We start from the raw sequence: 22,454 nt of genomic DNA, 5'->3' as shown, positions 1-22,454 counted from the left end.
CCTCGATCGCGGTCCGCCCGGCGCCGTCCGGTGGTGTCTGTCGGCCGGCTGGAACGGGCCGACCCGCGCCTCAGGCCGCGGCCTGGGCAGACTCGATCGCGTCGGCCACGAAGGCCCGCAGTCGCGCGGTCTCGCACGCGGTCGGCCACACCGGTCCCCAGTGCAGCGGCGGCGCGTCCCGGAACGGGACATAAACCACGTCGGGGCGGGCGTAGAAGCGGGTCACGTGCTCGCCGACGACGAAGGCCCCCTGGCCGGCGCCGATGAGCGTCAGCACCTCCTGGAGCGTCTCAGCCACCGGGAGGTCGTCGTCGGCAGGTCCGGCGGGAGCGACCGGCGGGAGCGAGCACGGCGCCGCGACGAGGCGGACACGCCTCAGATCCTCGATCGACACGGACGCGACCCGCGCGAACGGGTGACCGGCTGGGACGGCGAGCATCCGCGGCTCGGTCAGCAGAGCCGGCCCCGCGGTGAGCCCCGGTCCGTCCAGCGGGAAGCAGCCGACGAGCACGTCGATCTCGTCCGCGCGCAGCCCGTCGAGGGCGCCGCCCATCTGGACCTCACGAGGCTGGACCGCGCAGTCCGGGTGACCGCGCCGGAACCGGGCCGCCGCCATCATCACCAACCGGCCGGCCATCGCGCCCACGTACCCCACCCGCAGCGTGCCGGTGAGCCCGCGACCGCGGGCGGCGGCGCGCGCCATCGCCGCACGGACCCCGTCGTACGCCGGTTTCAGGTCCTCGTACAGCTGGTGGCCGGTCGGGGTGAGCGCGACCCGGCGGCTGGTCCGCTCGAACAGCGGGACGCCGACGCGTCGTTCGAGCACGCGGACGACCTGGCTGACCCGCGTCGTGGTGACACCGAGCCGCCGACCGGTCTGGCCGAAGTGCAACTCCTCGGCGAGGGCAAGGAACACCTCGATCTCGTGTCGCTCCACGGTTCCGGTCCGCCTCCATCGCCAAGTTCCGCTTCACGATCGTTGCACGGACCGGCGTTGTTCCGCGCCCACCGGACGGTCATCGTGGGATCATGTACGTCACAGCAGACCGCGCCCTGCCAGCGGGTGGGACAGATGCCGACCTGCGCGACCGGACCGAGATCGTCGACGCCCTGTATCGATTCGGCCTCGGGCAGGATCTCGCCGACCGCGACCTCTTCGCCTCCGCGTTCGCCGAATCCGCCGAACTGGACTTCCGTCCCGCCGCGAGTCGATGGGGTGCGGACGTGCCGGTGATGACCGGACGCGACGCCATCGTCGAGACGATCCTCGCCATGTTCGCCGACCGGGTGGACACGACGCACGTCGTCACGAACCCACGGGTACGCATCGACGACGATCGCGCTTGGTTGACCGCGATCGTCGAGGCCCAGCATCTGCTGACCGCCGACCACTCCGTCCATGCGCTGCTGAAGAACCGGTACGACGTCGAACTCGTCCGCGATCGGCAGCGGTGGGTCGTGCGGCGGATGGTCATCGAGAATGTCTGGTACCGGGGTGATCCGGCGGCCATCTTCGGCGGCTGATCCCAACCGATCATCAACGGGCTGAGATTGTCGGCGGCCCCACGGGTCGGCCCCTGCGGGCCCGCGCTGACAACCATCGATATTCGGGCCGTCCAACCTGGGTCTACGGCCCCCGCAGGGAGGGGTCATCGCCCGGCCACCGGAATGTGGGCCAGTGCTCCGCCCTTCAGGGTGGGGGTGAAGGCCCGCGCTGGGAGGGCCGCCGAGGCCGAGCAGTGCTCTAAACCGGGCGGTTCTGCTGCTCGATGTACTGGCGGACGACGCTCAGTGGCGCGTCGCCGACGGACCGTGCGAAGTACGAACTCAACCACAGCTTGTGGGCCTGGTATTAGTGTCGGCGCAGGTCGGGGAACTCTTGCCGCATCCGTCGACTGACACGCCTTGAGCGAGCTGACCAGCTTGGCAATGGCGACCTTGGCCGGGACGTTGACGAGCAGGTGCACGTAGTTTCTCGCCGTTGAACTCGACCAGTTCGGTCTCGAAGTCTCGGCAGACGTCCCGCATGATCTCTTCCATTCGGGCGACATGCCGGTCGCCGAACATTTTGTGCCATTCGCCCGCGCGCTCGCCGACGACCTGGCGCCGGACGGCATCGCCGAACCCCTCAAAGCCAACGACTCGACCACCAACTACCCGGCATCCGCGGCGTCTACGCCCACGTCACCGAACCCATGCACCCACCACTGCTGGCCGCACTGCAAGATCGATGTATGAACAACGGCGGCTACTGGTAACGGCCAACCCATGACCTCTTCCGTTACCGTGGGAGCAAAACTGCCCCCACGATCGCAAGATCATCGTGCTAAATGGACGCTGATCAAGGCTCTGAACAGCGAATATGGTGGGCGATACTGGGTTTGAACCAGTGACCTCTTCCGTGTCAAGGAAGCGCGCTCCCACTGCGCCAATCGCCCTCGTTCGGTGCCGAGGTGGAGACGGGATTTGAACCCGTGTACACGGCTTTGCAGGCCGTTGCCTCGCCTCTCGGCCACTCCACCGAGGTTGCCCCCGCATGCGTGGTGGCATCTCCGAGCGGACGACGGGATTCGAACCCGCGACCCTCACCTTGGCAAGGTGATGCGCTACCAGCTGCGCTACGTCCGCACGCCCCCGGTGTTTTCCGGCGACGGATGAGAACTTTAGCCGAGCACGCGGAGCTATGCCAACTCGGGGTCTCTCCGGCGCGCCCTCACACCACGTGAGGCTTCCTAGGGAGCTAGGTAAGGAGCCTGCCGAGGGGGCGCTCGGGTGGTTTCGGCGGGAACGGGACGTTCGGTCACCAGCGAAGCCGACAACGATGCGCATACGTCACCTGTTCTCGTCCATTGCGGTCGACCGACTCAGGCTGCGGGATGTCGAAGGGCGGCGATCGTCGACGGCGCCAGATCTGGTGAGCCCCGGTGTCCGACCACGATGTCCTCGCCTCGGCCCAACGCCGCACATCGAGCCGACCTTGCCCCGCCCGAGGCACCACCGAGCCGACCCTGTCCCGCCCGAGGCACCACCGAGCCGACCTTGCCCGGTCCGAACGACACCGAGGGCACCGAGAGGCAAGCTGATCCGAGCCGGCCGGCGGAGGTCAGCGCGGGGCGTTCAGGTCGTCGAGCGCCTTCACGGAACCTCGGTGTAGCTCGACCGGGTCGGTCCGCCGGGCGGTCTCCAGGATGATCTCCTTGGCTGCCGCGTTGGCCTGGGCGAGGCGGTCCTTGCGGTCGAACAGTGTCCGGGTCAGCACGCAGGCCAGATCGGCGTCCAGGTCGTCCTTCACGAGCAGCACGTTGGGAACCACGATGGTGGGGACGTCACCGGGGGTGCGGTACGTGGCCGCCGGGATGCTGCCCCGCTCGTACACCGGGTTGATCTCTTTCAGCTTTCCCAGCAGCGGCGTGATGTCCACGAAGTCGACCCGGCCGGAGGCGGTGGTGAAGAGGTCGGTGACGCCCGGCGTGGGCAGCCCGCCTGACCAGAAGAACGCGTCGATCGAGCCGTCCTTCATCCCGTCCACGGTCTTGGCCAGGTCCAGCCGCTGCGCCTGGACGTCGCGGGCCGGGTCCAGTCCCGCCGCCTGGAGCAACCGGTTGGCGATCACCTCGGTGCCGGACTTCGGCGAACCGGTGGAGACCCGCCTGCCCCGCATGTCGGCGACCGAGGTGATCCGCGCGTCCCGGCGGGCGATTACCTGCGTGTAGTTGGTGTGGATCCGGGCCAGCGCCCGAACGGGCTGCCGTTTCCCGTCGAAGCTGCCGGTGCCGCGGACCGCGTCCGCCGCCGTGTCCGCCAGCGAGAACGCCACCTGGTAGGTCCCGGCCACGAGTTGCTGGATGTTCTGCACCGAGGCGCCGGTTTCCGCAGCGGTGGCCTTGACCGCGCCGCCGGTGGCATTCGACAGCTCCGTGGCGTACGCATTGCCCAGGGCGAAGTAGACGCCGGTAGCGTTGCCGGTGGCCAGGCCGATCCGGGTCTCGGCGGTCACCTCGCAGCGCACCTCGCCGCCGGCGTCCGTCCGGGCGGTGTCCCGGCGTCCGCCGCATCCGGCGGCCGGCACCAGCAGCAGGACCGACGCGGTCGACGCGATGAGGACGCGGGTCAGGTGGGTCATGACAGTGCCTCCTGGGAACGCGCGGGACGTCGGGCGACGGTGAGCAGGGTGGCCGCGATCAGCAACGCGATCCCGGCCGCGATGGTGACGGGGTGCAGGAACAGCAGGGCCAGTCCGGCCATCGCGGCGAGTACGCGGGCCGACGGACCGGCCGGCCCGGCTCCGAGCAGCCAGCCGCCGGTGGCCACCGCGAGGGCCGCCACCCCGAGGGCGGCCGTCAGCGCCGTCCACAGCACGCCGAGCGCCGGCCCGCGGCCCAGCAGGTACTCCCCCGGCCCGGTGAGCACGAACGCGATGGGAGCGAGGAACGCCGGGAGGGCGTATTTGAGGGCCTGCCACATCGTCGGGACGGTCTGCCCCCCGGTGATCGCGGCGGCTCCGACGGCCGCGAGGGCGGTGGGTGGGGTCACCTCGGACAGCACCGAGTAGTAGAAGACGAACATCGCCGCGGCGGGCGCCGGTACGCCCAGGGCCAGCAACGCCGGCCCGATGATCACCCAGCCGATGATGAACGACGCGGTCACCGGCACCGCGAGGCCCAGCAGTGCCAGCGCCACCGCCGCGAACGCGACGGTCAGCGCCAGCACCACGATCGGCTCCTCGGCTACCGCCCGCGCCCCGTCGACAAGCAACGCGGCCACCTGGGCGCCCAACCCGGTCTTGGTGGTGACGGCCGTGATGATCCCGGCGGCGGCGCAGACGGCGGTCACCGGCAACACCCCGCGTACGCCGGCGGCCAGGGCCGCCAAGAGTCGGCGCGGGGTCAGCCAGCCGCGCCGGTCGAGGAAGGAGAGAGCGAACGCGAGGGCGGTGGCGTACACGACGGCGCGGGTGGCGGGAACGTCCAGGGCCAGGAGGAGAACGATGAGTCCCAGAGACGAGAAGTGGTATCCGAATCGCAGCAGCAACCGGAGGGCTGACGACGTCGCCAGTTCGACGGGGCGGACCCCGAACCGCCGGGCGTCGATCTCCACGGCGAGCAGGATGCCCAGGTAGTACAACAGGGTGGGGATCATCGCCCAACCGAGCACGGTCAGGTACGGCACCGCGAGGTATTCGGCGACGATGAACGCGGCGGCGCCGAGCGTCGGTGGCGACAGGATCGCGCCCACCCCGGCGGCGGCCAGCATTCCGCCCGCCTGTTCCGCGGGATACCCGGCCCGGCGCAGGATCGGCCAGGTCACCGCGCCGACGCTGACCGCGGTCGCCGTACCGGAGCCGGAGACCGTGCCGAGCAGGAACCCGGAGGCGACGGCGGTGCGACCGGCGGCGCCGCGTGACCGGCGGAACGCGGCCACCGACAGGTCGACGAAGAACCGGCCCGCGCCCGAGAGGTCGAGCACCGCACCGTAGATGGTGAACAGGACGATGTAGCTCGCCGCGACGTCGAGCGGGGTGCCGTAGAAACCGCTGCCCGAGTTGTAGAGCGCATCGACGATCTGACTGAAGTCGAGGCCGGCGTGCGCCACCGACAAGTGCTGCGGTAGCCATCCGCCGTAGTAGCCGTAGCCGAGGAAGAGCAGGCAGAACACCGGCAACGCCCAACCCGTGGCCCGCCGGCACGCCTCCACCAGCAACACCAGCAGGCCGCCGCCCATCGCCACGTCCACCGGATCGAGCAGGCCCTGGCGGTCCAGGAAGGCGTCGTATCCGCCGCCCACGCCGCCGATGCTCAGCGGCAGCACCGGGTAGAGGCAGACCAGCAGGGCCAAACCGGCCAGCACCAGGTCGACCACCGTCGGACCGTCGGCCGCCGCCGTCCGGTCAGCCGCCGGACGCTCGGCCGCCGCCGTCCGGTCAGCCGCCGGACGCTCGGCCGTCGCCGGACGTCCGGCCACCACCGGCCGGTCCGGGTCGGTGGTCCGCGGTCGCCACGGCAGTCGTACGCCCGAGCGGTAGCTGAGGAAGACCAGCGGCAGCGTGCCGGCCAGGAAGATGATCAGGTAGAACTGGCTGCCCGCCGCCAGGGGCCGGAATACCTGCCACAGCGCCAGCACCGCCACGGCGACGGCGACCACGGCCACCAGCGTCGCCATAGCGCCGGCGAGGTGGCGGGCCGGCCGTTCCTCGTCGTCCCGGCCGACCGCGACCGTGCCGCCGTCGGCGGCGCACCGCCCGGTACGTTCGCGGCGGTGGTAGCCATTGATAAACCTTACTATGAAGGGCCGACGTCCATGGATGTCTTCCGAAGCATGTCGATCGAAGCGGGCGCGGCAAACTGTCCGATTACCGACTGTTAGTCCGCCCCAAACACCCGAGTCGGTAACTCCTAGTATCCGATCGGATCGATTACCGTAGCCGCGTGACGAGACGTGCGGCAGAGGTCCGCCTTGATTCGCTGCTGCGCACCGCGTGTGACGTGATAGTCGAGCGCGGGCTGGCCAACACCCGGACCGCCGATGTCGCCCAGGCGGCTGGGGTCAGCCAGGCCCTCGTCTTCTACCATTTCGCCACGAAGGAACGACTGCTCGCGCAGGCGTTCGCGTACGCCGCCGAGCGCGACATCGCCAGGCTCGACGCCGTGACCACGGCCGACCTGCCCCCGCTGGTCAAGCTCAAGAAGATCCTCAAGCTGTACGCGCCGGCGGGCCGGTCGAAGACCTGGGCCATCTGGATCGACGGCTGGTCGGAGGCGCAGCGCACCCCCGAGCTGGAGAAAGTGTCCCGTCGGTTGGACCTGCGCTGGCGGGAGGATCTCGCCCAGGTGATCGCCATCGGGGTTGACGCGGGCGTCTTCGAGTGTCCCGATCCCGTCGGCGCGGCCTGGCGGATCAACGCGCTGATGGACGGACTCGCCGTGCAGGTCTCCGTGCATCATCGCCTGATCACGCAGCGGCAGATGAACGAGTGGATCCGGATCGCGGTCGCCCGGGAACTCAACCTCGATCCGGCCGAGCTGGCCTGAGGACGTCCGGCCGGGCCGGGGGCGTCCCCCCGGACGGTCGGCGCGGGAAGCGCATCCGCAGCCGATCCGCGGCCCGGGGGGCGACGTTGGCCAGGGCGAGGTCGCCGCCGTAGTGGGCGACCACCCGACGATCCATGAGCCGCCGCCAGAGCGGCGGGACCAGCGCCGCCACCACCATGCTGGCGTATCCGGCGGGCAGCCGCGGCGAGGCGTCGAAGGTGCGCAGCGTCTGGTAGCGGCGCAGCGGATTGGCGTGGTGGTCGCTGTGCCGCTGGAGCTGGAAGAGGAAGACGTTGGTGACGGTCCGGTCGCTGTTCCAACTGTGCCGCGGGTCGACCTTCTCGTACCGCCCGGTCGCCGTGCGTCGCCGGGCCAGCCCGTAGTGCTCCAGGTAGTTGACGGCCTCCAGCAGGGAGAACCCGACGACCGCCTGGAGCAGCAGGTACGGCAGAACCCCGGGTCCGAAGGCCACGGCCAGCGCGCCGAACAGCGCGGCCGTCATCGCCCACGCGTTCAGGATGTCGTTGCGCCAGGTCCACGGGGAGCGGCCACGGATGCGGAACCGACCGGTCTCCAGCCGCCAGGCCGACCGCAGGCTGCCCCACACGGTACGCGGCCAGAACGCCCAGAAGCTTTCGCCGAGCCGGGCGCTGGCCGGATCCTCGGGGGTCGCCACGCGGGTGTGGTGCCCCCGGTTGTGCTCGACGTAGAAGTGTCCGTACCCGGTGGGGGCGAGCGCCACCTTGGACAGCCACCGCTCCGCGGTCTCCCGCTTGTGGCCCAGTTCGTGGGCGGTGTTGATGGCGATGCCGTTGACGATGCCGAGGGTGGCGACGAGCCCGGCCGCACCGAGCGGCCCGAGGTCGCCGCGGCTCCACACCCAGCAGCAGAGCACCAGTGACGCGTACTGGACGGGCAGCCACAGGTAGGTGAGCCAACGGTAGTAGCCCTCGGCCTGCAACCGGGCGAACTCCTCGTCGGGCGGGTTGTCGCGGTCGTCGCCGATGGCCAGATCGATTATCGGGATGAGGACGAACACGACGACGGGGGTGAGCCACCACCCGGCCTCGCCGAGCGGTCCGCGCCACAACGCGTACCCACCGGCCGGAAGCACGGGAACCACAAGGGCCAGCGGCCACAGGGGTTTGCGCGAATCCCGCCAGGCGTTGCCCGCCGCTCCCGTCGTGCTGCCCATCGTGCCTCCCTGCCACAGCGAGCCTTGGCTCGACTGTGGCACGGATCACGATGGTTTACAAGGGCGCTATCTTTGTAAAGTCGACCGCCGCCGATTCGACAAGGTGTTCCCCGGTGGCTGCCACGATCGGCGTGCGGAACCGCGACCCCGGGACGGTGGGGGAACCGGCTCGAAATCCGCCGCGCCCGCCGGCGGCGCCCGAAGCACGTGACGCATCCGTAGCAACAGACCCATCCCGAGGAACAGCAGCAACCCGCCGACCAGGAAACCGGCCTCGACCAGACCCAGCCCGCCGGACTGGGCGCCGGCGGGCTGCTCGGCGCCGCCACCGGTACCGCCCGCGGCCGGCGGCGCCTCGGTGCCCACCACCGCCTCGTCCTCGGGCGCCACCGTCGGCGCCGGCTCCGCCGTGGGAGTGGGCGTCTGGTCGGGTACGGCCGACGGTCCGGCCTTACCGCGAACCACCATGCGGGTGGCGGATCGCTGGGACAGCAACCGGGAATTCTCGTCGTACGCCTCGGCGCGCAGGTCGACGCGCGCGTCGACCACGTCCGGCGCGAAAGCCAACCGGTAGCGAGCGGTGACCGTCCGGTCCCGACAGAGACTTCCGGGATCCACCTGCTCGTCGGTGATCCGGGCGGTGAGTCCCTCGGCGCTGACCCGCGTGGGGAACCGGCCGGTCTCCTCGATCCGGTCGAGACGCACCTGGTCGAGCTGCATCCCCGCCACCCGCACCACAAGCGACCAGCGGACCTTTCGGCACTCGCCGCCCACCGTGGTGGAGACCACGGCCGTCAGCGTGGTCGGCTCGGCCCCCGCGGTGAACCGGGCCGGCAGGTTCCCCAGCCTGGTGTCGAAGCCGGGTGCCGCCCCCGCCGGCGCCATCGGCAGTCCCAACAACCCCACGATCGGGACCAGCACCGCGATCAGTCGGGCCGTCCACCGTCGCGTCATCGCCACCGCCCTGTCAGTCCAGCCCCGGATCTTCCGTCAGGCCAACGCTAGAGCCACGATCGACGGCCGGTAAGGCCACCTTTCCCGCACCAGGCGTGAATCGTGGAGGGCACTTTCACTCGTTGTGTTGAACCGGTAACGGATCTTCGACTTGGCACAATCGGAAGGTGACTGACACCGCGGCGGCCTTCATCCGCCTGCACGCACGACTGACCGAGGTGGCCGGGGTACCGGAGATCCGGATCCACCAGGCCGATGAGCCGATCGGGCTGTGGGAACTGTCCGAGGGTGAGTTCCACAGTGAGCAGCCGCCGCCGTTCTGGGCCTTCGCCTGGGCTGGCGGCCAGGCACTTGCCCGGTACGTCCTCGACCACCCGGAGACGGTGGCCGGTCAACCGGTGCTCGACCTGGCCGCCGGCTCCGGACTCGTCGCCATCGCCGCCGCCCGAGCCGGAGCCACGAGTGTCCGCGCCGTGGAAATCGACAGTCGGGCCGTGGCCGCGATCGCCCTCAACGCCGCCGCCAACGAAGTCACCGTCGAGGCCGAGCACGGCGACCTCCTCGACGGGGACGCCGGAGACGCCCGGGTAATCCTCGCCGGCGACGTCTTCTACAGCGAGGTGATGGCCCGCCGGATGTTGCGGTTCCTGTTGCGGGCGGCGGCGGGTGGGGCGGAGGTGCTGGTCGGCGACCCCGAACGGGCGTACCTACCCCGTGAACGGTTCACCGCGCTGGCGACGTACCAGATCCCGGTGCCGGAGGCGTTGGAGAGCGTCCAGGTGAGACCGACCACGGTATGGCGACTGCGCCCGCCGGCCAACCGACCCGCTGGATAGCGTGTCGTCGTGCTGTTCCGCAGTTGGGAGTCGGCGACCGTTCGGCCGTGGCCGGACGTCGCCATGGTCACCGACCACGTCGGGGTGGATCACCTGGTGGTGACCCGGCACGCCCTGGTCCGGCAGGTTCTCACCGACCCGGTGACGTACGCGGCGGACAACGCTCTCGACGCGATCACCCCGATGCCGGTGGCGGCGCTGCGGGTGCTGGCCCGCCGCGGCTTCCGGCTGCCGCCGACCCTGGCCAACAACTCCGCGGCCAGCCACCCGGGCATCCGGGCGACGGTCGCCGACGCGCTGCGTCCCGACCGGGTCGCCGAGCAGCGGGACTGGTTGACCGCGATGGTGCGGGACCGGGTCACGGCGCTCACCACCCGGCTGGACGCCGGTTCGCCGGTCGACCTGTACGCCGACCTCACCGCCGACCTGCCGCTGCTCGTGCTGGCCCGGCTGGTGGATCTGCCGGCGAGCGCGGCCCCGGCGGTCACCGCCTTCGCCCGGGCGGCCCTCGAACTGTTCTGGGCGCCGGTGGACGCCGATCGGCAGTTGGCGCTCGCCGACACCGTCGGTCGGTTCCACGCCGTGCTGCGGACGTTCGCTGCCGACGGTCCTGGGCTGGCCGCCCGGTTGCGGACCGCCGGCCACCCACCCGACATCGTGGTGGGGGCATTGTTCTTCCTGCTGGTGGCTGGTCAGGAAACCACGTCGCAGTTCCTCACCCTGCTGCTGCACCGGCTGCACGGCGAGCCGGCGGTGCTCGCCGGGTTGGCGGACGGCACGATCCGGGTGGACGCCGTGGTCGAGGAGGGCCTGCGGCTCGATCCGCCGATCGTCACCTGGCGACGGGTGGCCACCCGGGACACCACCATCGGCCCGGTCCAGGTGCCGGCCGGCGCCAGCATCGTCCTGTGGCTGGCCGGAGCGGGACGGGACGGGGCGGTGGTGGAGGAGCCGACCGCGTTCCGCCCTGGCCAACCCGGATCCCGCCGGCACCTGGCGTTCGGCGCCGGCGCGCACCGCTGCCTGGGTGCGCAACTGACCCGGATGGAGGCCGCCGTGGTGGTCGAGCAGGCGACACCACTGCTCTCCGGCACCGGCGTGGTGCGCGCCCCATGGTGCCCGGACAATCTGTCGTTCCGGATGCCGGACGCGTTCGTCATCCGCCGACCCGGTCCCTCGACGGACGTCTGATCGACTCGATGTGCGGCCGGTCGGGGTCGGCCGAATCCGCAGCCCCGAGCTCGCCGGCAGCTGTGGATCCCCCAACGAAAGTTGGCCCTGAACCTGACTCATGGCTGTGGTGGCATCGGCGCGCGGATCCCTAGCGTCGACCTACACCAACTCTCGGGAGGCATCGTGATCGCGTTCTCCGGCCCAACCACACGCTCCGGTACCCATGACGGCGGACGCCCCCCAGCAGGCCGGTCAGGCCGCGGCCGGTCGTGGGCACTCGGCGTACTCGTGGCGACGCTGGCGGTGCTGCTGCCCGGCGGCGTGGTGCGGGCCGAACCGCCGGTGACGCGACAACCGGCCGCCGAGCCCGCTCCACCGGCGCTGGCCCTGCCAGCTCCGACCGGTCGGTACCCGGTTGGCACACGCTGGTTGCACCTGACCGATGACAGCCGTCCCGACCCGTGGCGACCGGACAGCCGCCGGGAGCTGATGGTGTCGCTGTGGTACCCAGCGCTGCCCGGACCCGGTTCGCCGACCACGCGCGGTGGACCGGTCCCCGCGCCACCGGCGCCCTACACAACGGCGGCCGTCTCGGCGCGGATCATCGCCGCCGAACGGCTGCCGGTCTCCCCCGACGTGCTCGCCACGGTTCGGGTCACCGCCCGCCGGGACGCCCGGATGCGCCCCACGGCCCGGGGCTGGCCACTCGTGATCCTCTCTCCGGGGTTCAGCCTCAGCCGGGAATCGCTCACCGGGTTGGCCGAGGACCTGGCCAGCCACGGTTACCTGGTGGCGGCGGTGGACCATCCGGGCGAAGCGCATGGCGTGGAGTTCCCGGACGGCCGGCTGGTCGGCTGTCTGGCCTGCGAGGCGGCCGGACCGGACACCGCGCCCGGCATCATCGCCGGTCGTGTCGCGGACCTCGCCTTCGTGCTCGACCGGTTGACCGGGCCACGAGCCGCCTGGCCCGGTGGGCGGCTCGTCGACCGGACCCGGGTCGGCGTGATCGGTCACTCTCTCGGTGGTGCGACGGCCGTCCGGATGCTGTCCGCCGACCAGCGGGTGGATGCGGCCGCGAACCTGGACGGCACGATGTTCGTCCCGGCCGGTCGGATCGGCGAACCGGTGCTGCTGGTCGGATCGGACCGGGCTCCCGATCCGACCTGGTCGCGAGACTGGACCGGGCTGACCGGTTGGAAGCGATGGATCACCGTCACCGGCTCCGGGCACATGACCTTCACCGATCGTCCGGTGCTTGGCGCCGGACTCGGCCTGGACACGGGTCCCATCCCCGCTGACCGGCAACTGCTGCTCACCCGGAGCTACGTCCGCGCCTTCGTCGACCGGCATCTGCGGAACAGGCCCGCCCCTTTGCTCGACGCTCCGGCTGCTGAGTTCCCGGAGGTCGTCTTCCGAGGCATCTCGTAGGCGCTGCCCGTCGGATTCGGCGTCAGGGCTGCCGCGTCTGACGGATACCAGCCGGTCGCGTCTCGACGTGTCCAGCCGGTCGATCGCCATCGACCGGCTGGACAGTGACGGGTCATGGCACGGCTCGCATCTGGATGCCGGTGCTCGTCACTCGTCGTCGAGGATCTGGTCCAGGGTGGTCGCGGTGACGGAGCGACGGAGCCACTCAGTGAGCTGAGTCAGGTCGGCGCAGGCGAGGATCCGTTCCCGGGCGTCGGTCGGCACCGTCACCCCCCGGGCGTCCAGCACGGTCAGGATCGCCTGCGCCTCGCCGCGGGCCTCGCCACGAGCCTCGCCACGGGCCTCGCCACGGGTCTCGTGCTCGGCGGCGAGCTTCTGGAACAGTTCGCTGTGGTACTCGTGACCCAGGGTGCTGGTCATGAAAGCCTCCCAACGACTCCGGGCCGCCACCGGCAACCCAGCCAACACGACGTCATAATACAAGATCGCTCTGTTCGGGCCGAGCGCGCGCAACGCCTCGGCTAACGCCGGAAACGTCGCATCCACCTCGCCATCGTCGCCATGACAGATCGCCGACAGCACCGCAAGCGCCGGATTGGCCCGAGCCAGATCCGTTTCCACGACCAACGGAACATCATTCGGCGTAAAGATCAACGGCCGCAGCGTCAGACTCAACCCACCGAACTCGAACATGTCCCGATAACGACGCGCGACCCTGACGTCAGGACAATAGACCAACAACCCGGCATCGACATCCAGCTCCGCCTCCAACTGAGCCACGTACAGCTTCCAGGTACGCCGTTTCGCGGTGTCCCAGCCACGCTGCACCTCCAGCACCACGGCCAGCAGCGGCCGATCGGACACGTCACAGAACAGCAGCATGCCATCGGCATGGTAGGTCCGTGGAACAAGCACCCGAACGTCAGTGGAACTCGCCCGGGCATGGTGGTAGTCGGGAACCTTCACATCGAAGACATTCGCCAGCAGCCAGGCCACCAGACCGGGATCCAGTTTGACCAACGCGACCGGGGATTCATGCTCCGCACTCGGCATACCCGAACACTAAGACGGCGCCAACAGAGCGGAACATGAGCCGCGCCGACAGACGGTCCGGCAAATGAATACATCTCTGAAAACATACCGAACAAGAGATTGCAGCCCACTGATCGACTTGACACACCTCGAACAGAACATATGCGCCTCGGCAGAACGTGGCCCGGGTCCCCACCCTGACGAAAGTTGGCTGGCCCCCTGACGAACGAGCGTGTTTTCGCGCACCCGGAACTCCTAGCGTCGACGCGACACAAATCCTCGGGAGGCAAGAGTGATCGCATTACGCGGGCTGACCAAACGCTTCGGCGCGGCGACCGCCGTGCACAACCTGACGCTGGACGTCGTGCCCGGTCGGGTAACCGGCTTCCTTGGTCCCAACGGCGCCGGCAAGTCCACCACCATGCGTATGGTCCTCGGCCTCGACCGACCCACCGCCGGGCACGCCCTGGTCGGTGACCGACCGTACGTCGAACTGCGACACCCGCTGCGCGAGGTGGGTGCGCTGCTGGACGCCCGAGCGATCCACCCGGCCCGCGGCGGCCGACACCACCTGTTGGCCACCGCCCGCAGCAACGGCATACCGGCCCGCCGCGTGGACGAGGTGTTGGAGATCGTCGGGCTGGATCCGTCGGCGGCAGCCAAGCGCGGCAGGGCGCTGTCGCTCGGCATGAGCCAGCGGCTCGGCATCGCCGGTGCGCTCCTCGGCGACCCGCCGGTGCTGATGTTCGACGAGCCGGTGAACGGGCTCGATCCCGACGGAGTGCGCTGGATCCGGGAGCTCATGCGGTCGCTGGCCCGGCAGGGCCGGACGATCTTCGTCTCCAGCCATCTGATGAGCGAGATGCAACTGACGGCCGACCATCTCGTCGTCATCGGCAGGGGTCGGCTACTCGCCGACGCTCCGATCGCCGAGGTACTCGACACCGGCTCCGTCAACGAGGTCCGGGTGCGCGGCCCCCGCCCGGACGGCCTCGCGGCACTCGAGGACCGACTCACGGCGGCCGGGGCACAAGTCCGCCCCGGTCCGGACCACGCGCTGTTCGTCACGGGCCTTCCGGTCGAACGGGTGGGCGACCTGGCCTACGAACTCGGCGTACCGCTGCACGAGCTGGCCGTGTCGACGGCGTCACTGGAAGAGGCGTACATGGAACTCACCGGTGACAGCGTGGAGCACGCCGCCGGCACCATCGCGAAGGGAGTCACGGCATGAACACCGATACCCTCGAGCCGGTCCGCGTCGATGGGCTGGCCGCCGAGCGGGCCGGAGGCGACAGGGTTGGCGGTGGGCTGGCCGGCGCCGTCGCCAGCGAGTGGACGAAGATGTGGTCGATCCGGTCCACCTGGTGGGCGCTGCTGGCCGGCATGCTGCTGATGGCCGCGACCGCCGCGCAGCTGGCCATCTACGCGGCCAACGCCAACACCAACGACGACCCGGCCGACGACCCCGGTGTGGTCACCGTCGGCAGCATCCTGATCGGTTCGGTGGAACTGGTCCAGTACGCCGTACTCGCCATCGGCCTGCTCGCCATCACCAGCGAGTTCACCAGCGGCACCATCCGACCCAGCCTTCTGCAGGTCCCGTCCCGGGGGCGGCTGCTGCTGGCCAAGGCCGTCGTGGTCGGCGCGGTGACGTTCGCGGCAAGCCTGCTGCTCGGCGCCGTCGGTGTTGCGGTGGCCCGACCGGTCCTCGGTGAGTGGGGACGGCTACCCGCCGGTGAGACCGTTGGAGACGTCGTCTCCGTCGCCACCTACTTCGCGCTGATCGGAATCCTCGCCCTCGGACTCGGCGCGGCGCTGCGCAGCGCGGTGCTCGTGCTGACGGCGCTGTTCCTCACCCTGATGATCATCCCGCTGTCGCTGACCGAGCCGGACATCACACTGCTCGACCGGATCGCCGACGCCTTCCCGGGGGTGGCCGGTGGACACTTCCTGACGGCCGACCCCGAAGCGCCGTACCCGGCGGCGGTGGGCCTGCTGCTGCTCGCCGGCTGGGCCGCCGCCGCGCTGTTCGCCGGCTTGACGGTCCTGCGTCGCCGCGACGCCTGAGGAGCGGGAACGGTCCGCCGCTGTCGGACCGTCCGGTCGGCCGGAGCGGCAAGCCCGTCACGGAGTTGTCCTCTCCGGCCGACCCGAGGGTCAACAGAGGCATCACCACGGGGCGACCAGCGTGGCCAGCACCGCGTCGAACCGGGCCGCAGTCGAAGGGTCGAACTCGGGGCGGGACAACGAAATCGGCGTACCCCGGCGGAGCGCGGTCAACGGCGCGGCCGGCGGATCCGCCAACAGCTCGGCCAGCCGGGCGGCGGCGGTCCGCGTCGAGGACCCGAACGCCGCCGCCGCGCCCACCACCGCGCGCGTCGGCTGCCGGAAATACCGGTGCATGCCGCTGTTGACGAGGACCGGGTTGTACAGGACGTATCGGATGCGGCTGGCCGGGTCCCGGGCCGCGAAGCTTACGCCGAGCAGGTCGTTTCCCCGGGAACCCTGCATGGTCGCCCGGAACAGGCTGTATCCGCGGGACAGCTGGAGGTCGTCCCAGTGGATCCGGCCGGCGCGGATGCCGCCCGTACCGCAGAGGTTGAGGATCACCGGCGTCTCCGCCCGGTCCAGCGCTGGCCGGAGCCGCTCCCCGAGCAGGTAGCGGCTCAGCACCCCGATCGCGAAGGTCTGCTCGAAGCCCTCTGCGGTCACCACCCGCCGCTGATCGAACCGCCCCGCGGCAAACACCAGTACGTCGATCCGGTCCGGTAGCCGGGACGCGAGGTCCACCGTCTGCCGGACGGACGTGAGGTCGGCGTCCCGGCTGCCGAGTGCGATGACCCGGTCCCCCGCCGACCATAGCCGGGCCGCGAGAGCACCACCGATGCCACGCGTACCACCACAAATCACGACTGTGCGCATACATTTGATCCTGGTCGTCGGACCAAGCCCACCGAAAGAAGGCACATCCATGTCACCGGTGCTCCCGTTGCCCGTCACCCCGGACGACCACGTCGGCTGCGCGGCAACCGAGGTGCTGCGCCGGGTGGGCGAGAAGTGGAGCGTGCTCGTCCTCGCACTGCTGAGCGATGGCCCGTACGGCTTCAACGAACTCGACCGCGCCGTCCACGGCCTGAGCCGGCGGATCCTCACCCGGACCCTGCGGACGTTGGAACGCGACGGCCTGGTCAGCCGCACGGAGACGCCGCTGCGGGTCGAGTACGCGCTGACCGGCTTGGGGCGCTCGTTACTGCCGCTGGTGATCGCGATCGGCGAGTGGGCGACCGTACACGCGTCGGAGATCGACGAGGCGCGTCGACGGATGGCGTCGGGCTCCTAGACCAGGCCCGCCTCGTACGCGATGATCGCCGCCTGCACCCGGTTGCGAACGTCGAGTCGAGTGAAGATCGCGCTCAGATAGCTCTTCACCGTGCCCTCCACGAGGTGCAGGCGCTTCGCGATCTCGGCATTGGAGAGCCCGGCCCCGACCAGCGCCAGCACCTCGCGTTCCCGGTCGGTGAGGCCAGCCGCCCGGCCCCGGGCCGCCGGGCCGCGGGCCATCCGGCCGCCGTTGATGTCGATCACCCGGCGGGCCACCGCCGGCGACAGGTACGCGCCGCCGTCCGCCGCGGCGCGTACGCCGGCCAGCAGCTCGCGGGGATCGCCGGCCTTGAGCAGGAAACCGCTGGCCCCCTCGCCCAGCGCGCGGGCGATGTAGTCGTCCTCGCCGAAGGTGGTGAGCAGCACGACAGAGGTCTCCGGCACCAGCCGACGGATCTCGGCCGTCGCGGCCAGCCCGTCCATCCGCGGCATCCGGATGTCCAGCAGCGCCACCCGGGGACGGTGGGCGCGAGCCAGCTCAACCGCCGGCCCACCGTCGCCGGCCTCGCCAACGACCTCGAATTCCGGGTCGGTGGCCAGGATGCTCCGCACCCCCGCCCGGATCATCGCCTCGTCGTCGGCCAGCACGATGCTGATCACGTTTTCGTCCCCTCAGCCGCCGAACTGTTCCTTGTCCACCAACCGGCCGTCGGCGAAGCAGAGCCGATAGGTGGCCTGGGCCAGCGGGAAATTCCCGTCGGTGTAGTACTCGCAGGTGGCTCCCGAGGGCGCCGCCGCGCCGGTGCCGACCGGCTCGACCTGCCGGCCCGGCAGGCCCACCAGATCGGCGCGCGGCTGGCCCACCCGCATCCCGTCGTACGCCGACTGCTCCAGCACGGCGTTGGTCGTGACGTACGGGTAGTAGACCAGGGACAGCATCGCGGCCAGCAGCACCGGTGCGGTGACGGCGACGAGCAGACTCCGCCGGACCCGGCGCCGGGCGTCTCGGAGCCCGCCCTCGACCACCGGTCCCCCGCCAGCGGCTGCCGGCCCGGTCGCCGCCAGGTCGGCCGGCGACACCGGGACGGCGGACGACGGGACCGGCGACACCGGGACGGCCGACGACGGTGGGACCGGCGACACCGCCCGGGACGGGTGGGCCGACGCACCGCCGGGCAACGGTAGCCGGGCCAGCAACGCGAATCCGCCCTCCCGTGGTCCCGCCTCAAGGGTGCCGCCGGCGAGGCGTACCCGCTCCCGCAGAGCCACCAGACCGGACCCGGCGCCCGGCGGCGTTCCGGCACCCGGCAGCGGACCGGCTGGCGGTCGCGGATTGACCACTGCAACCTCGACCCCGCCGCCGGAGGACGCCACGGTCACGGCCACCTGAGCGCCGGGCGCGTACCGGGCGGCGTTGGTCAGCCCTTCCCGCACCACGCCGTGCACGGCCCGGCTGGTCAGGGGCGGTAGCGCGCCGACCGTCGGACCGTCGGACGACCGGACCACCATCCCGGCGTCCCGGGCCCGCCGGATCAGCTCGGCCACGTCCTCGTCGGCGGGTCTGGTCGGCGCGGCCTGACCAGCGGCCGTGTCCTCCCGGAGCACCCCGATGATGTCCCGCAGTCGCTCGGTGGCGTCGGCGACGGAGGCACGCAGCTCGGCGGCGGCGGCCCGGTGCCGCTCGTCGAGATCGGGCGCCAGCTCCAACGCTCCGGCGCGCAGCGCGATGAGGCTCAGCTCGTGGCCCAGCGAGTCGTGCATGTCCTGGGCGATCCGGGCCCGCTCCCGCAGCCGGACCCGTTCCGCCGCACCACGCTGCTCTCGCTCCAACGCCTCGGCCTGGCGCCAGCCGGACAGTGTCAACTCCCGCTGTTGGCGCCGGTAGCGCCCGACGAGCCAGGGGAAGACCCCGCCGAACAGCAGGACGTTTGCGGCCAGGAACAGGGTGTCGGGGGCGGTGCCGAGCAGCAGCAGGTTGAGTCCCGTACCAGCCACCGCGACCCCGGCGAAGGCGAGCACGGCCGGCCGGGCCCGGGTCATCCGCGCCCCCACCAGGTAGCTGAACACCGGTAGGGCGAACACGAAGTTGCCGTCGAACCAGGTGCCGACCAGCACCGCACCGAGCCCCACCAGGGGATACCGCCGGTTCAGCGCCACCGCCAAGCCGAGCAGCAGCGGGCCGGTAACCAGCCGGAGCGCCAGGTCATGCTGGTACGGCGGCATGGCCAACGCGTACAGAATCGGGGCCGCGAGCACCAGCCACAGCCCGATGCCCCGCACCAGCGGACCGTGCGCCCGTCCCCAACTCCACAAGCCTCGCACGGCGGCCAGGTTACCGGCGCCCGACCTGCCGCGTTACTGACGAAAGTCAGCTCTCAGTGCACACCCTCGGCCCAGGCCCGCCAGTCGTCCAGGACGCCGTACAGCGCCGGGGTGAGCCAGCCGGGCGCGGACCGGCGGAACACCCCGGGGTCCATGGCGCCGGCCCCGTCCGGCAGCACACCCACCAGGTTGGGCACCAGATCGGTCAGGTTGGCCCAGTGCACCAGTTCCGGATCGGTGGGCCACGCGCCGAGCACCAACCCGGCCGGCACGGCCCGCCGGTCCAGTGCCTCCAGGGTGAGCGCGGTGTGGTTGAGGGTGCCGAGTCCGGCCCGGGCCACCACCACGGCCGGGGCGCCGAGCGCCACCGCCAGGTCGGCCAGGGTCCACGGCTCGCCGGACGGCCGCAGTCCCATCGGGACGAGCAACCCGCCGGCGCCCTCGACGAGCACCAGGTCGTGTTCCTTCGCGTCGGCCCGGACGGCGTCCACCGCCGCGTACAGTTCGAGCGGCTCCGCCTCGGCCAACCGCGCCGCCGCCAGCGGCGCGAGCGGCTCGGGATAGCTGGCCAGGCTGCGGGCGCCGGCCGGCGCCGCCAACCGGGTGATGACCTCGATGTCGGTCGGCTCGCCGGTGGCCGTACCCGTCTGGCCGGGCTTGACCACCGCCACCCGCAGCCCGGCCGCGGCGGCAGCGGCGGCGATCGCGGCGGTCGTGATCGTCTTTCCGACGCCGGTGTCGGTGCCGGTGACCAGCACCGGGCCGGTCCACGGGGCGGCGGTCACGCCGCCGCCTCAGCACCCGCGAGGCCAGCGGCCCGCGTCCCAGCAACGCCACCGCCCGCCTCGGACCGTTCGGCACCGACCACGCCGCGCGCCTCGGCCGGCGCGCACGCGACGACCGCGTCGACGGCTCGGTCGAAGTCGGCCCGCGCGATGCCGGCGTTGACGGTCAGCCGCAGCCGGGACCTGCTGTCCGGGGTGGACGGCGGCCGGAAGCAGCCCACCGCGACACCGCGTCCGAGGCAGGCCGCGACCCACGCCACCGCGGCCTCCGGACCGGGTGCGGTGATCGACAACACCCCTGCGGCCGGCACCGGCACATCCAGGCCCGCGGCCCGCAGCCGACGGACCGCGGCGGTCACTCGATCGGCCAGCTCCGCGCGCCGGCCGTCGCCGTGGCGGGCCAGTTCCAGAGCCGCGTGTACGCCTGCCGCGACGGCCGGCGGCAGCGCGGTGTCGTAGATGAAGGTCCGGCCGGTGTCGACCAGGTGCCGGATCAGCTCGGCCGGACCGGTGACCAGGCCACCTGCTCCGCCGAGGGCCTTGGACAGGGTCGCGGTGACCACCACGTCTGGCGCCCCGGCGAGTCCGGCGTCGGCCACCGCCCCCGCGCCGCGCGGCCCGAGGACCCCGACCGCGTGTGCCTCGTCAACCAGAAGCAGGGCGCCGTGGTCCCGGGCGGCCCCGTGCAACTCGCGCAGCGGCGCCAGATCCCCGTCCACCGAGAAGACGGACTCGGTGACCACCACGGCTGGTCGGCCGGACGCGGCGGTCAGCGCCGCCCGGACCGCGCCGACATCACCGTGCGGGGTGACCACCGTCTCGGCGCCCGACAGCCGGCACCCGTCGATGAGCGAGGCGTGGTTGTGCGTGTCGGAGATCAGCAGGGTGCGCGGCCCGACGAGGGCCCGGACGGCACCCAGGTTGGCCAGGTAGCCGGAGGAGTAGACAAGCGCCCGCTCGCCGCCGATCCAGTCGGCGAGCGCGGTCTCCAGCGACTCGTGCAGGTCGGTCGAGCCGCGCACCAGGCGGGATCCGGTGGCGCCCAGCCCGTACCCGGCCAACGCCTGAGCGGCCGCGGCCAGCACCGCCGGGTGGCGGGCCAGGCCGAGGTAGTCGTTGCCGGCCAGGTCGACGACCGGGTCGGTCGCGGTACGCGGCCGCAACCGGCGGGTCAGCCCGGCCCTGGCGCGCAGCGCGGCCCGCCGGTCGAGCGCCGCCAGCCAGTCCGCCATCTGCCACCCCTTCGTCCGTCCGGAACGTACCATCCCCGCGGGACCCGGCCCGGGACCCGCCCGGCGTCGCGGACGCCACCCTGGGAGCCACTCGGTCCGGTGCCTGGCGTCACCGGGGGTCGGCGTCGGCCTTGTAGGGTACGGACCATGCCAGAGATCCTTGACCGGGCCCGTACACAGGTGTTGGAGAACGGAGTGGGCCTCGACGAGGCCGACGTCCTCGACGTCCTTCGGCTTCCCGAGGAGCACCTGCCGGCGGCCCTGCAACTCGCCCACGAGGTGCGGATGCGGTGGTGCGGGCCGGAGGTCGAGGTCGAGGGCATCGTGTCGCTCAAGACCGGCGGCTGCCCCGAGGATTGCCACTTCTGCTCCCAGTCCGGGCTGTTCACCTCGCCGGTGCGGGCCGTCTGGCTGGACATTCCGTCGCTGGTGGAGGCGGCGAAGCAGACCGCCGCGACGGGGGCCACCGAGTTCTGCATCGTGGCCGCCGTCCGGGGCCCGGACGAGCGGCTGATGAAGCAGATGCGCGACGGTGTCGCCGCCATCAGGGCGGAGGTGGACATCCAGGTCGCGGCGTCGCTGGGGATGCTCACCCAGGCCCAGGTCGACGAGCTGGTCGAGATGGGAGTGCACCGCTACAACCACAACCTGGAGACCTGCCGGTCGTACTTCCCGAACGTGGTCACCACGCACACCTTCGAGGAACGCTGGGAGACGCTGCGGATGGTGCGCGAGTCCGGCATGGAGGTGTGCTGTGGCGGCATCCTCGGCCTCGGCGAGTCGGTCGAACAGCGAGCCGAGTTCGCCGCCCAGCTCGCCGAGTTGGACCCGCACGAGGTGCCGCTGAACTTCCTCAACCCCCGACCGGGCACGCCGTTCGCCGACCAGGAGGTGGTCGACGGCAAGGACGCGCTGCGGGCCATCGCGGCGTTCCGGTTGGCCATGCCGCGGACCATCCTCCGGTACGCGGGCGGGCGCGAGATCACCCTCGGCGATCTGGGTACCCGCGACGGCCTGCTCGGCGGCATCAACGCGGTGATCGTGGGCAACTACCTGACCACCCTCGGACGACCGGCCACCGCCGACCTGGCCCTGCTGGACGACCTGAAGATGCCGGTCAAGGCGCTGTCCGCCACGATCTGAGGAGG

General features: G+C 71.4%; 20 protein-coding genes, 3 tRNA genes and 1 pseudogene. 9 read left to right on the top strand and 15 right to left on the bottom strand.

Annotated elements, in window-relative coordinates:
- Positions 1 to 70: 70 nt before the first annotated feature.
- Positions 71 to 937 (bottom strand): LysR family transcriptional regulator, encoded by an 867-nt coding sequence (locus ACFQUZ_RS04500; RefSeq protein WP_377437865.1) that lies wholly within the window; start codon positions 935 to 937, stop codon positions 71 to 73.
- Positions 938 to 1,029: 92 nt separating this feature from the next.
- Here ACFQUZ_RS04500 and ACFQUZ_RS04495 point away from each other — a divergent pair, with 92 nt between their 5' ends.
- Positions 1,030 to 1,524 carry a nuclear transport factor 2 family protein gene (locus ACFQUZ_RS04495; RefSeq protein WP_377437862.1) on the top strand — a complete coding sequence of 165 codons (495 nt, stop codon included), beginning with the start codon at positions 1,030 to 1,032 and terminating at the stop codon, positions 1,522 to 1,524.
- Between the two features lie 220 nt (positions 1,525 to 1,744).
- Here ACFQUZ_RS04495 and ACFQUZ_RS04490 read toward each other — a convergent pair whose 3' ends face one another.
- The 6 genes from ACFQUZ_RS04490 to ACFQUZ_RS04465 form a co-directional block, all read right to left on the bottom strand.
- The gene (locus tag ACFQUZ_RS04490; RefSeq protein WP_377438149.1) at positions 1,745 to 1,831 is read right to left on the bottom strand and encodes a hypothetical protein; all 87 of its coding nucleotides are present in this window, start codon (positions 1,829 to 1,831) and stop codon (positions 1,745 to 1,747) included.
- Between the two features lie 532 nt (positions 1,832 to 2,363).
- Positions 2,364 to 2,438, bottom strand: a tRNA-Val gene (locus tag ACFQUZ_RS04485).
- Between the two features lie 13 nt (positions 2,439 to 2,451).
- Positions 2,452 to 2,522 (bottom strand) — tRNA-Cys (locus tag ACFQUZ_RS04480).
- A gap of 33 nt (positions 2,523 to 2,555) precedes the next feature.
- A tRNA-Gly gene (locus ACFQUZ_RS04475) sits at positions 2,556 to 2,628 on the bottom strand.
- A gap of 475 nt (positions 2,629 to 3,103) precedes the next feature.
- Positions 3,104 to 4,123: a TAXI family TRAP transporter solute-binding subunit gene (locus ACFQUZ_RS04470; protein WP_377437860.1), complete on the bottom strand. Its 1,020-nt coding sequence runs from the start codon at positions 4,121 to 4,123 to the stop codon at positions 3,104 to 3,106.
- Positions 4,120 to 6,270 carry a TRAP transporter permease gene (locus ACFQUZ_RS04465; RefSeq protein WP_377438146.1) on the bottom strand — a complete coding sequence of 717 codons (2,151 nt, stop codon included), beginning with the start codon at positions 6,268 to 6,270 and terminating at the stop codon, positions 4,120 to 4,122. Before ACFQUZ_RS04465 ends, ACFQUZ_RS04470 begins: the two co-directional genes overlap by 4 nt.
- Before the next feature lie 155 nt (positions 6,271 to 6,425).
- On the opposite strand from ACFQUZ_RS04465, the gene ACFQUZ_RS04460 reads away from it, so the two are divergent.
- Positions 6,426 to 7,028 carry a TetR/AcrR family transcriptional regulator gene (locus tag ACFQUZ_RS04460; protein ID WP_377437857.1) on the top strand — a complete coding sequence of 201 codons (603 nt, stop codon included), beginning with the start codon at positions 6,426 to 6,428 and terminating at the stop codon, positions 7,026 to 7,028.
- Here ACFQUZ_RS04460 and ACFQUZ_RS04455 read toward each other — a convergent pair.
- Positions 7,000 to 8,223: an alkane 1-monooxygenase gene (locus tag ACFQUZ_RS04455; RefSeq protein WP_377437855.1), complete on the bottom strand. Its 1,224-nt coding sequence runs from the start codon at positions 8,221 to 8,223 to the stop codon at positions 7,000 to 7,002. The two genes, ACFQUZ_RS04460 and ACFQUZ_RS04455, sit on opposite strands and share 29 nt — an antisense overlap.
- A gap of 66 nt (positions 8,224 to 8,289) precedes the next feature.
- Positions 8,290 to 9,177 carry a hypothetical protein gene (locus ACFQUZ_RS04450; protein WP_377437852.1) on the bottom strand — a complete coding sequence of 296 codons (888 nt, stop codon included), beginning with the start codon at positions 9,175 to 9,177 and terminating at the stop codon, positions 8,290 to 8,292.
- Positions 9,178 to 9,344: 167 nt separating this feature from the next.
- On the opposite strand from ACFQUZ_RS04450, the gene ACFQUZ_RS04445 reads away from it, so the two are divergent.
- The 3 genes from ACFQUZ_RS04445 (at position 9,345) to ACFQUZ_RS04435 (ending at position 12,614) form a co-directional block, all read left to right on the top strand.
- Positions 9,345 to 10,013, top strand: a complete 669-nt coding sequence (locus ACFQUZ_RS04445) for a class I SAM-dependent methyltransferase (RefSeq protein ID WP_377437850.1) — start codon at positions 9,345 to 9,347, stop codon at positions 10,011 to 10,013.
- A 63-nt stretch (positions 10,014 to 10,076) separates the two neighbouring features.
- Positions 10,077 to 11,204: a cytochrome P450 gene (locus ACFQUZ_RS04440; protein WP_377438143.1), complete on the top strand. Its 1,128-nt coding sequence runs from the start codon at positions 10,077 to 10,079 to the stop codon at positions 11,202 to 11,204.
- A 270-nt stretch (positions 11,205 to 11,474) separates the two neighbouring features.
- Positions 11,475 to 12,614 carry an alpha/beta hydrolase family protein gene (locus ACFQUZ_RS04435; protein WP_377437847.1) on the top strand — a complete coding sequence of 380 codons (1,140 nt, stop codon included), beginning with the start codon at positions 11,475 to 11,477 and terminating at the stop codon, positions 12,612 to 12,614.
- Between the two features lie 147 nt (positions 12,615 to 12,761).
- On the opposite strand, the gene ACFQUZ_RS04430 is transcribed toward ACFQUZ_RS04435, so the two are convergent.
- On the bottom strand, positions 12,762 to 13,667 hold the full coding sequence (locus ACFQUZ_RS04430; RefSeq protein ID WP_377437844.1) for a hypothetical protein: 906 nt from the start codon (positions 13,665 to 13,667) through the stop codon (positions 12,762 to 12,764).
- A 271-nt stretch (positions 13,668 to 13,938) separates the two neighbouring features.
- Here ACFQUZ_RS04430 and ACFQUZ_RS04425 point away from each other — a divergent pair, with 271 nt between their 5' ends.
- Together ACFQUZ_RS04425 and ACFQUZ_RS04420 are read left to right on the top strand one after the other, a co-directional pair.
- Positions 13,939 to 14,877 (top strand): ATP-binding cassette domain-containing protein, encoded by a 939-nt coding sequence (locus ACFQUZ_RS04425; protein WP_377437842.1) that lies wholly within the window; start codon positions 13,939 to 13,941, stop codon positions 14,875 to 14,877.
- Entirely contained in the window at positions 14,874 to 15,713 is an 840-nt protein-coding gene (locus ACFQUZ_RS04420) for an ABC transporter permease (protein ID WP_377437840.1), read from the top strand. Before ACFQUZ_RS04425 ends, ACFQUZ_RS04420 begins: the two co-directional genes overlap by 4 nt.
- 102 nt (positions 15,714 to 15,815) lie before the next feature.
- On the opposite strand, the gene ACFQUZ_RS04415 is transcribed toward ACFQUZ_RS04420, so the two are convergent.
- The gene (locus tag ACFQUZ_RS04415) at positions 15,816 to 16,568 is read right to left on the bottom strand and encodes a hypothetical protein (RefSeq protein ID WP_377437839.1); all 753 of its coding nucleotides are present in this window, start codon (positions 16,566 to 16,568) and stop codon (positions 15,816 to 15,818) included.
- A 49-nt stretch (positions 16,569 to 16,617) separates the two neighbouring features.
- Between ACFQUZ_RS04415 and ACFQUZ_RS04410 the strand changes: the two genes are divergently transcribed.
- The gene (locus ACFQUZ_RS04410; protein ID WP_377437836.1) at positions 16,618 to 16,986 is read left to right on the top strand and encodes a winged helix-turn-helix transcriptional regulator; all 369 of its coding nucleotides are present in this window, start codon (positions 16,618 to 16,620) and stop codon (positions 16,984 to 16,986) included.
- Here ACFQUZ_RS04410 and ACFQUZ_RS04405 read toward each other — a convergent pair.
- The 4 genes and pseudogenes from ACFQUZ_RS04405 to ACFQUZ_RS04390 all read right to left on the bottom strand — a co-directional run.
- Positions 16,983 to 17,627, bottom strand: coding sequence for a response regulator (locus ACFQUZ_RS04405; RefSeq protein ID WP_377437834.1), 645 nt, complete (start codon positions 17,625 to 17,627; stop codon positions 16,983 to 16,985). The two genes, ACFQUZ_RS04410 and ACFQUZ_RS04405, sit on opposite strands and share 4 nt — an antisense overlap.
- A 12-nt stretch (positions 17,628 to 17,639) precedes the next feature.
- Positions 17,640 to 19,289, bottom strand: a complete 1,650-nt coding sequence (locus tag ACFQUZ_RS04400) for a sensor histidine kinase (RefSeq protein WP_377437831.1) — start codon at positions 19,287 to 19,289, stop codon at positions 17,640 to 17,642.
- 53 nt (positions 19,290 to 19,342) lie between these two features.
- On the bottom strand, positions 19,343 to 20,047 hold the full coding sequence (gene bioD / locus ACFQUZ_RS04395) for a dethiobiotin synthase (RefSeq protein WP_377438140.1): 705 nt from the start codon (positions 20,045 to 20,047) through the stop codon (positions 19,343 to 19,345).
- 125 nt (positions 20,048 to 20,172) lie between these two features.
- A pseudogene (locus ACFQUZ_RS04390) lies at positions 20,173 to 21,306 on the bottom strand (8-amino-7-oxononanoate synthase); the annotation flags it as partial.
- Positions 21,307 to 21,453: 147 nt separating this feature from the next.
- On the opposite strand from ACFQUZ_RS04390, the gene bioB reads away from it, so the two are divergent.
- Positions 21,454 to 22,449, top strand: coding sequence for a biotin synthase BioB (bioB, locus tag ACFQUZ_RS04385; protein ID WP_377437828.1), 996 nt, complete (start codon positions 21,454 to 21,456; stop codon positions 22,447 to 22,449).
- The last annotated feature ends 5 nt before the right edge of the window (positions 22,450 to 22,454 follow it).

It is taken from the genome of Plantactinospora sp. GCM10030261 (assembly GCF_042666615.1).
Classification (GTDB): domain Bacteria; phylum Actinomycetota; class Actinomycetes; order Mycobacteriales; family Micromonosporaceae; genus KBS50.
Note: the sequence above shows the minus strand (reverse complement) of the source record. Positions and strands in the feature narration are given on the sequence as shown.

Bases quoted from the DNA above. Each gene is read 5' to 3' on its own strand.
- ACFQUZ_RS04495 (WP_377437862.1), top strand. From the start codon at position 1,030: ATGTACGTCACAGCAGACCGCGCCCTGCCAGCGGGTGGGACAGATGCC.
- ACFQUZ_RS04470 (WP_377437860.1), bottom strand. From the start codon at position 4,123: ATGACCCACCTGACCCGCGTCCTCATCGCGTCGACCGCGTCGGTCCTG.
- ACFQUZ_RS04455 (WP_377437855.1), bottom strand. From the start codon at position 8,223: ATGGGCAGCACGACGGGAGCGGCGGGCAACGCCTGGCGGGATTCGCGC.
- ACFQUZ_RS04450 (WP_377437852.1), bottom strand. From the start codon at position 9,177: ATGACGCGACGGTGGACGGCCCGACTGATCGCGGTGCTGGTCCCGATC.
- ACFQUZ_RS04440 (WP_377438143.1), top strand. From the start codon at position 10,077: ATGGTCACCGACCACGTCGGGGTGGATCACCTGGTGGTGACCCGGCAC.
- ACFQUZ_RS04430 (WP_377437844.1), bottom strand. From the start codon at position 13,667: ATGCCGAGTGCGGAGCATGAATCCCCGGTCGCGTTGGTCAAACTGGAT.
- ACFQUZ_RS04420 (WP_377437840.1), top strand. From the start codon at position 14,874: ATGAACACCGATACCCTCGAGCCGGTCCGCGTCGATGGGCTGGCCGCC.
- ACFQUZ_RS04415 (WP_377437839.1), bottom strand. From the start codon at position 16,568: ATGCGCACAGTCGTGATTTGTGGTGGTACGCGTGGCATCGGTGGTGCT.
- ACFQUZ_RS04410 (WP_377437836.1), top strand. From the start codon at position 16,618: ATGTCACCGGTGCTCCCGTTGCCCGTCACCCCGGACGACCACGTCGGC.
- bioB (WP_377437828.1), top strand. From the start codon at position 21,454: ATGCCAGAGATCCTTGACCGGGCCCGTACACAGGTGTTGGAGAACGGA.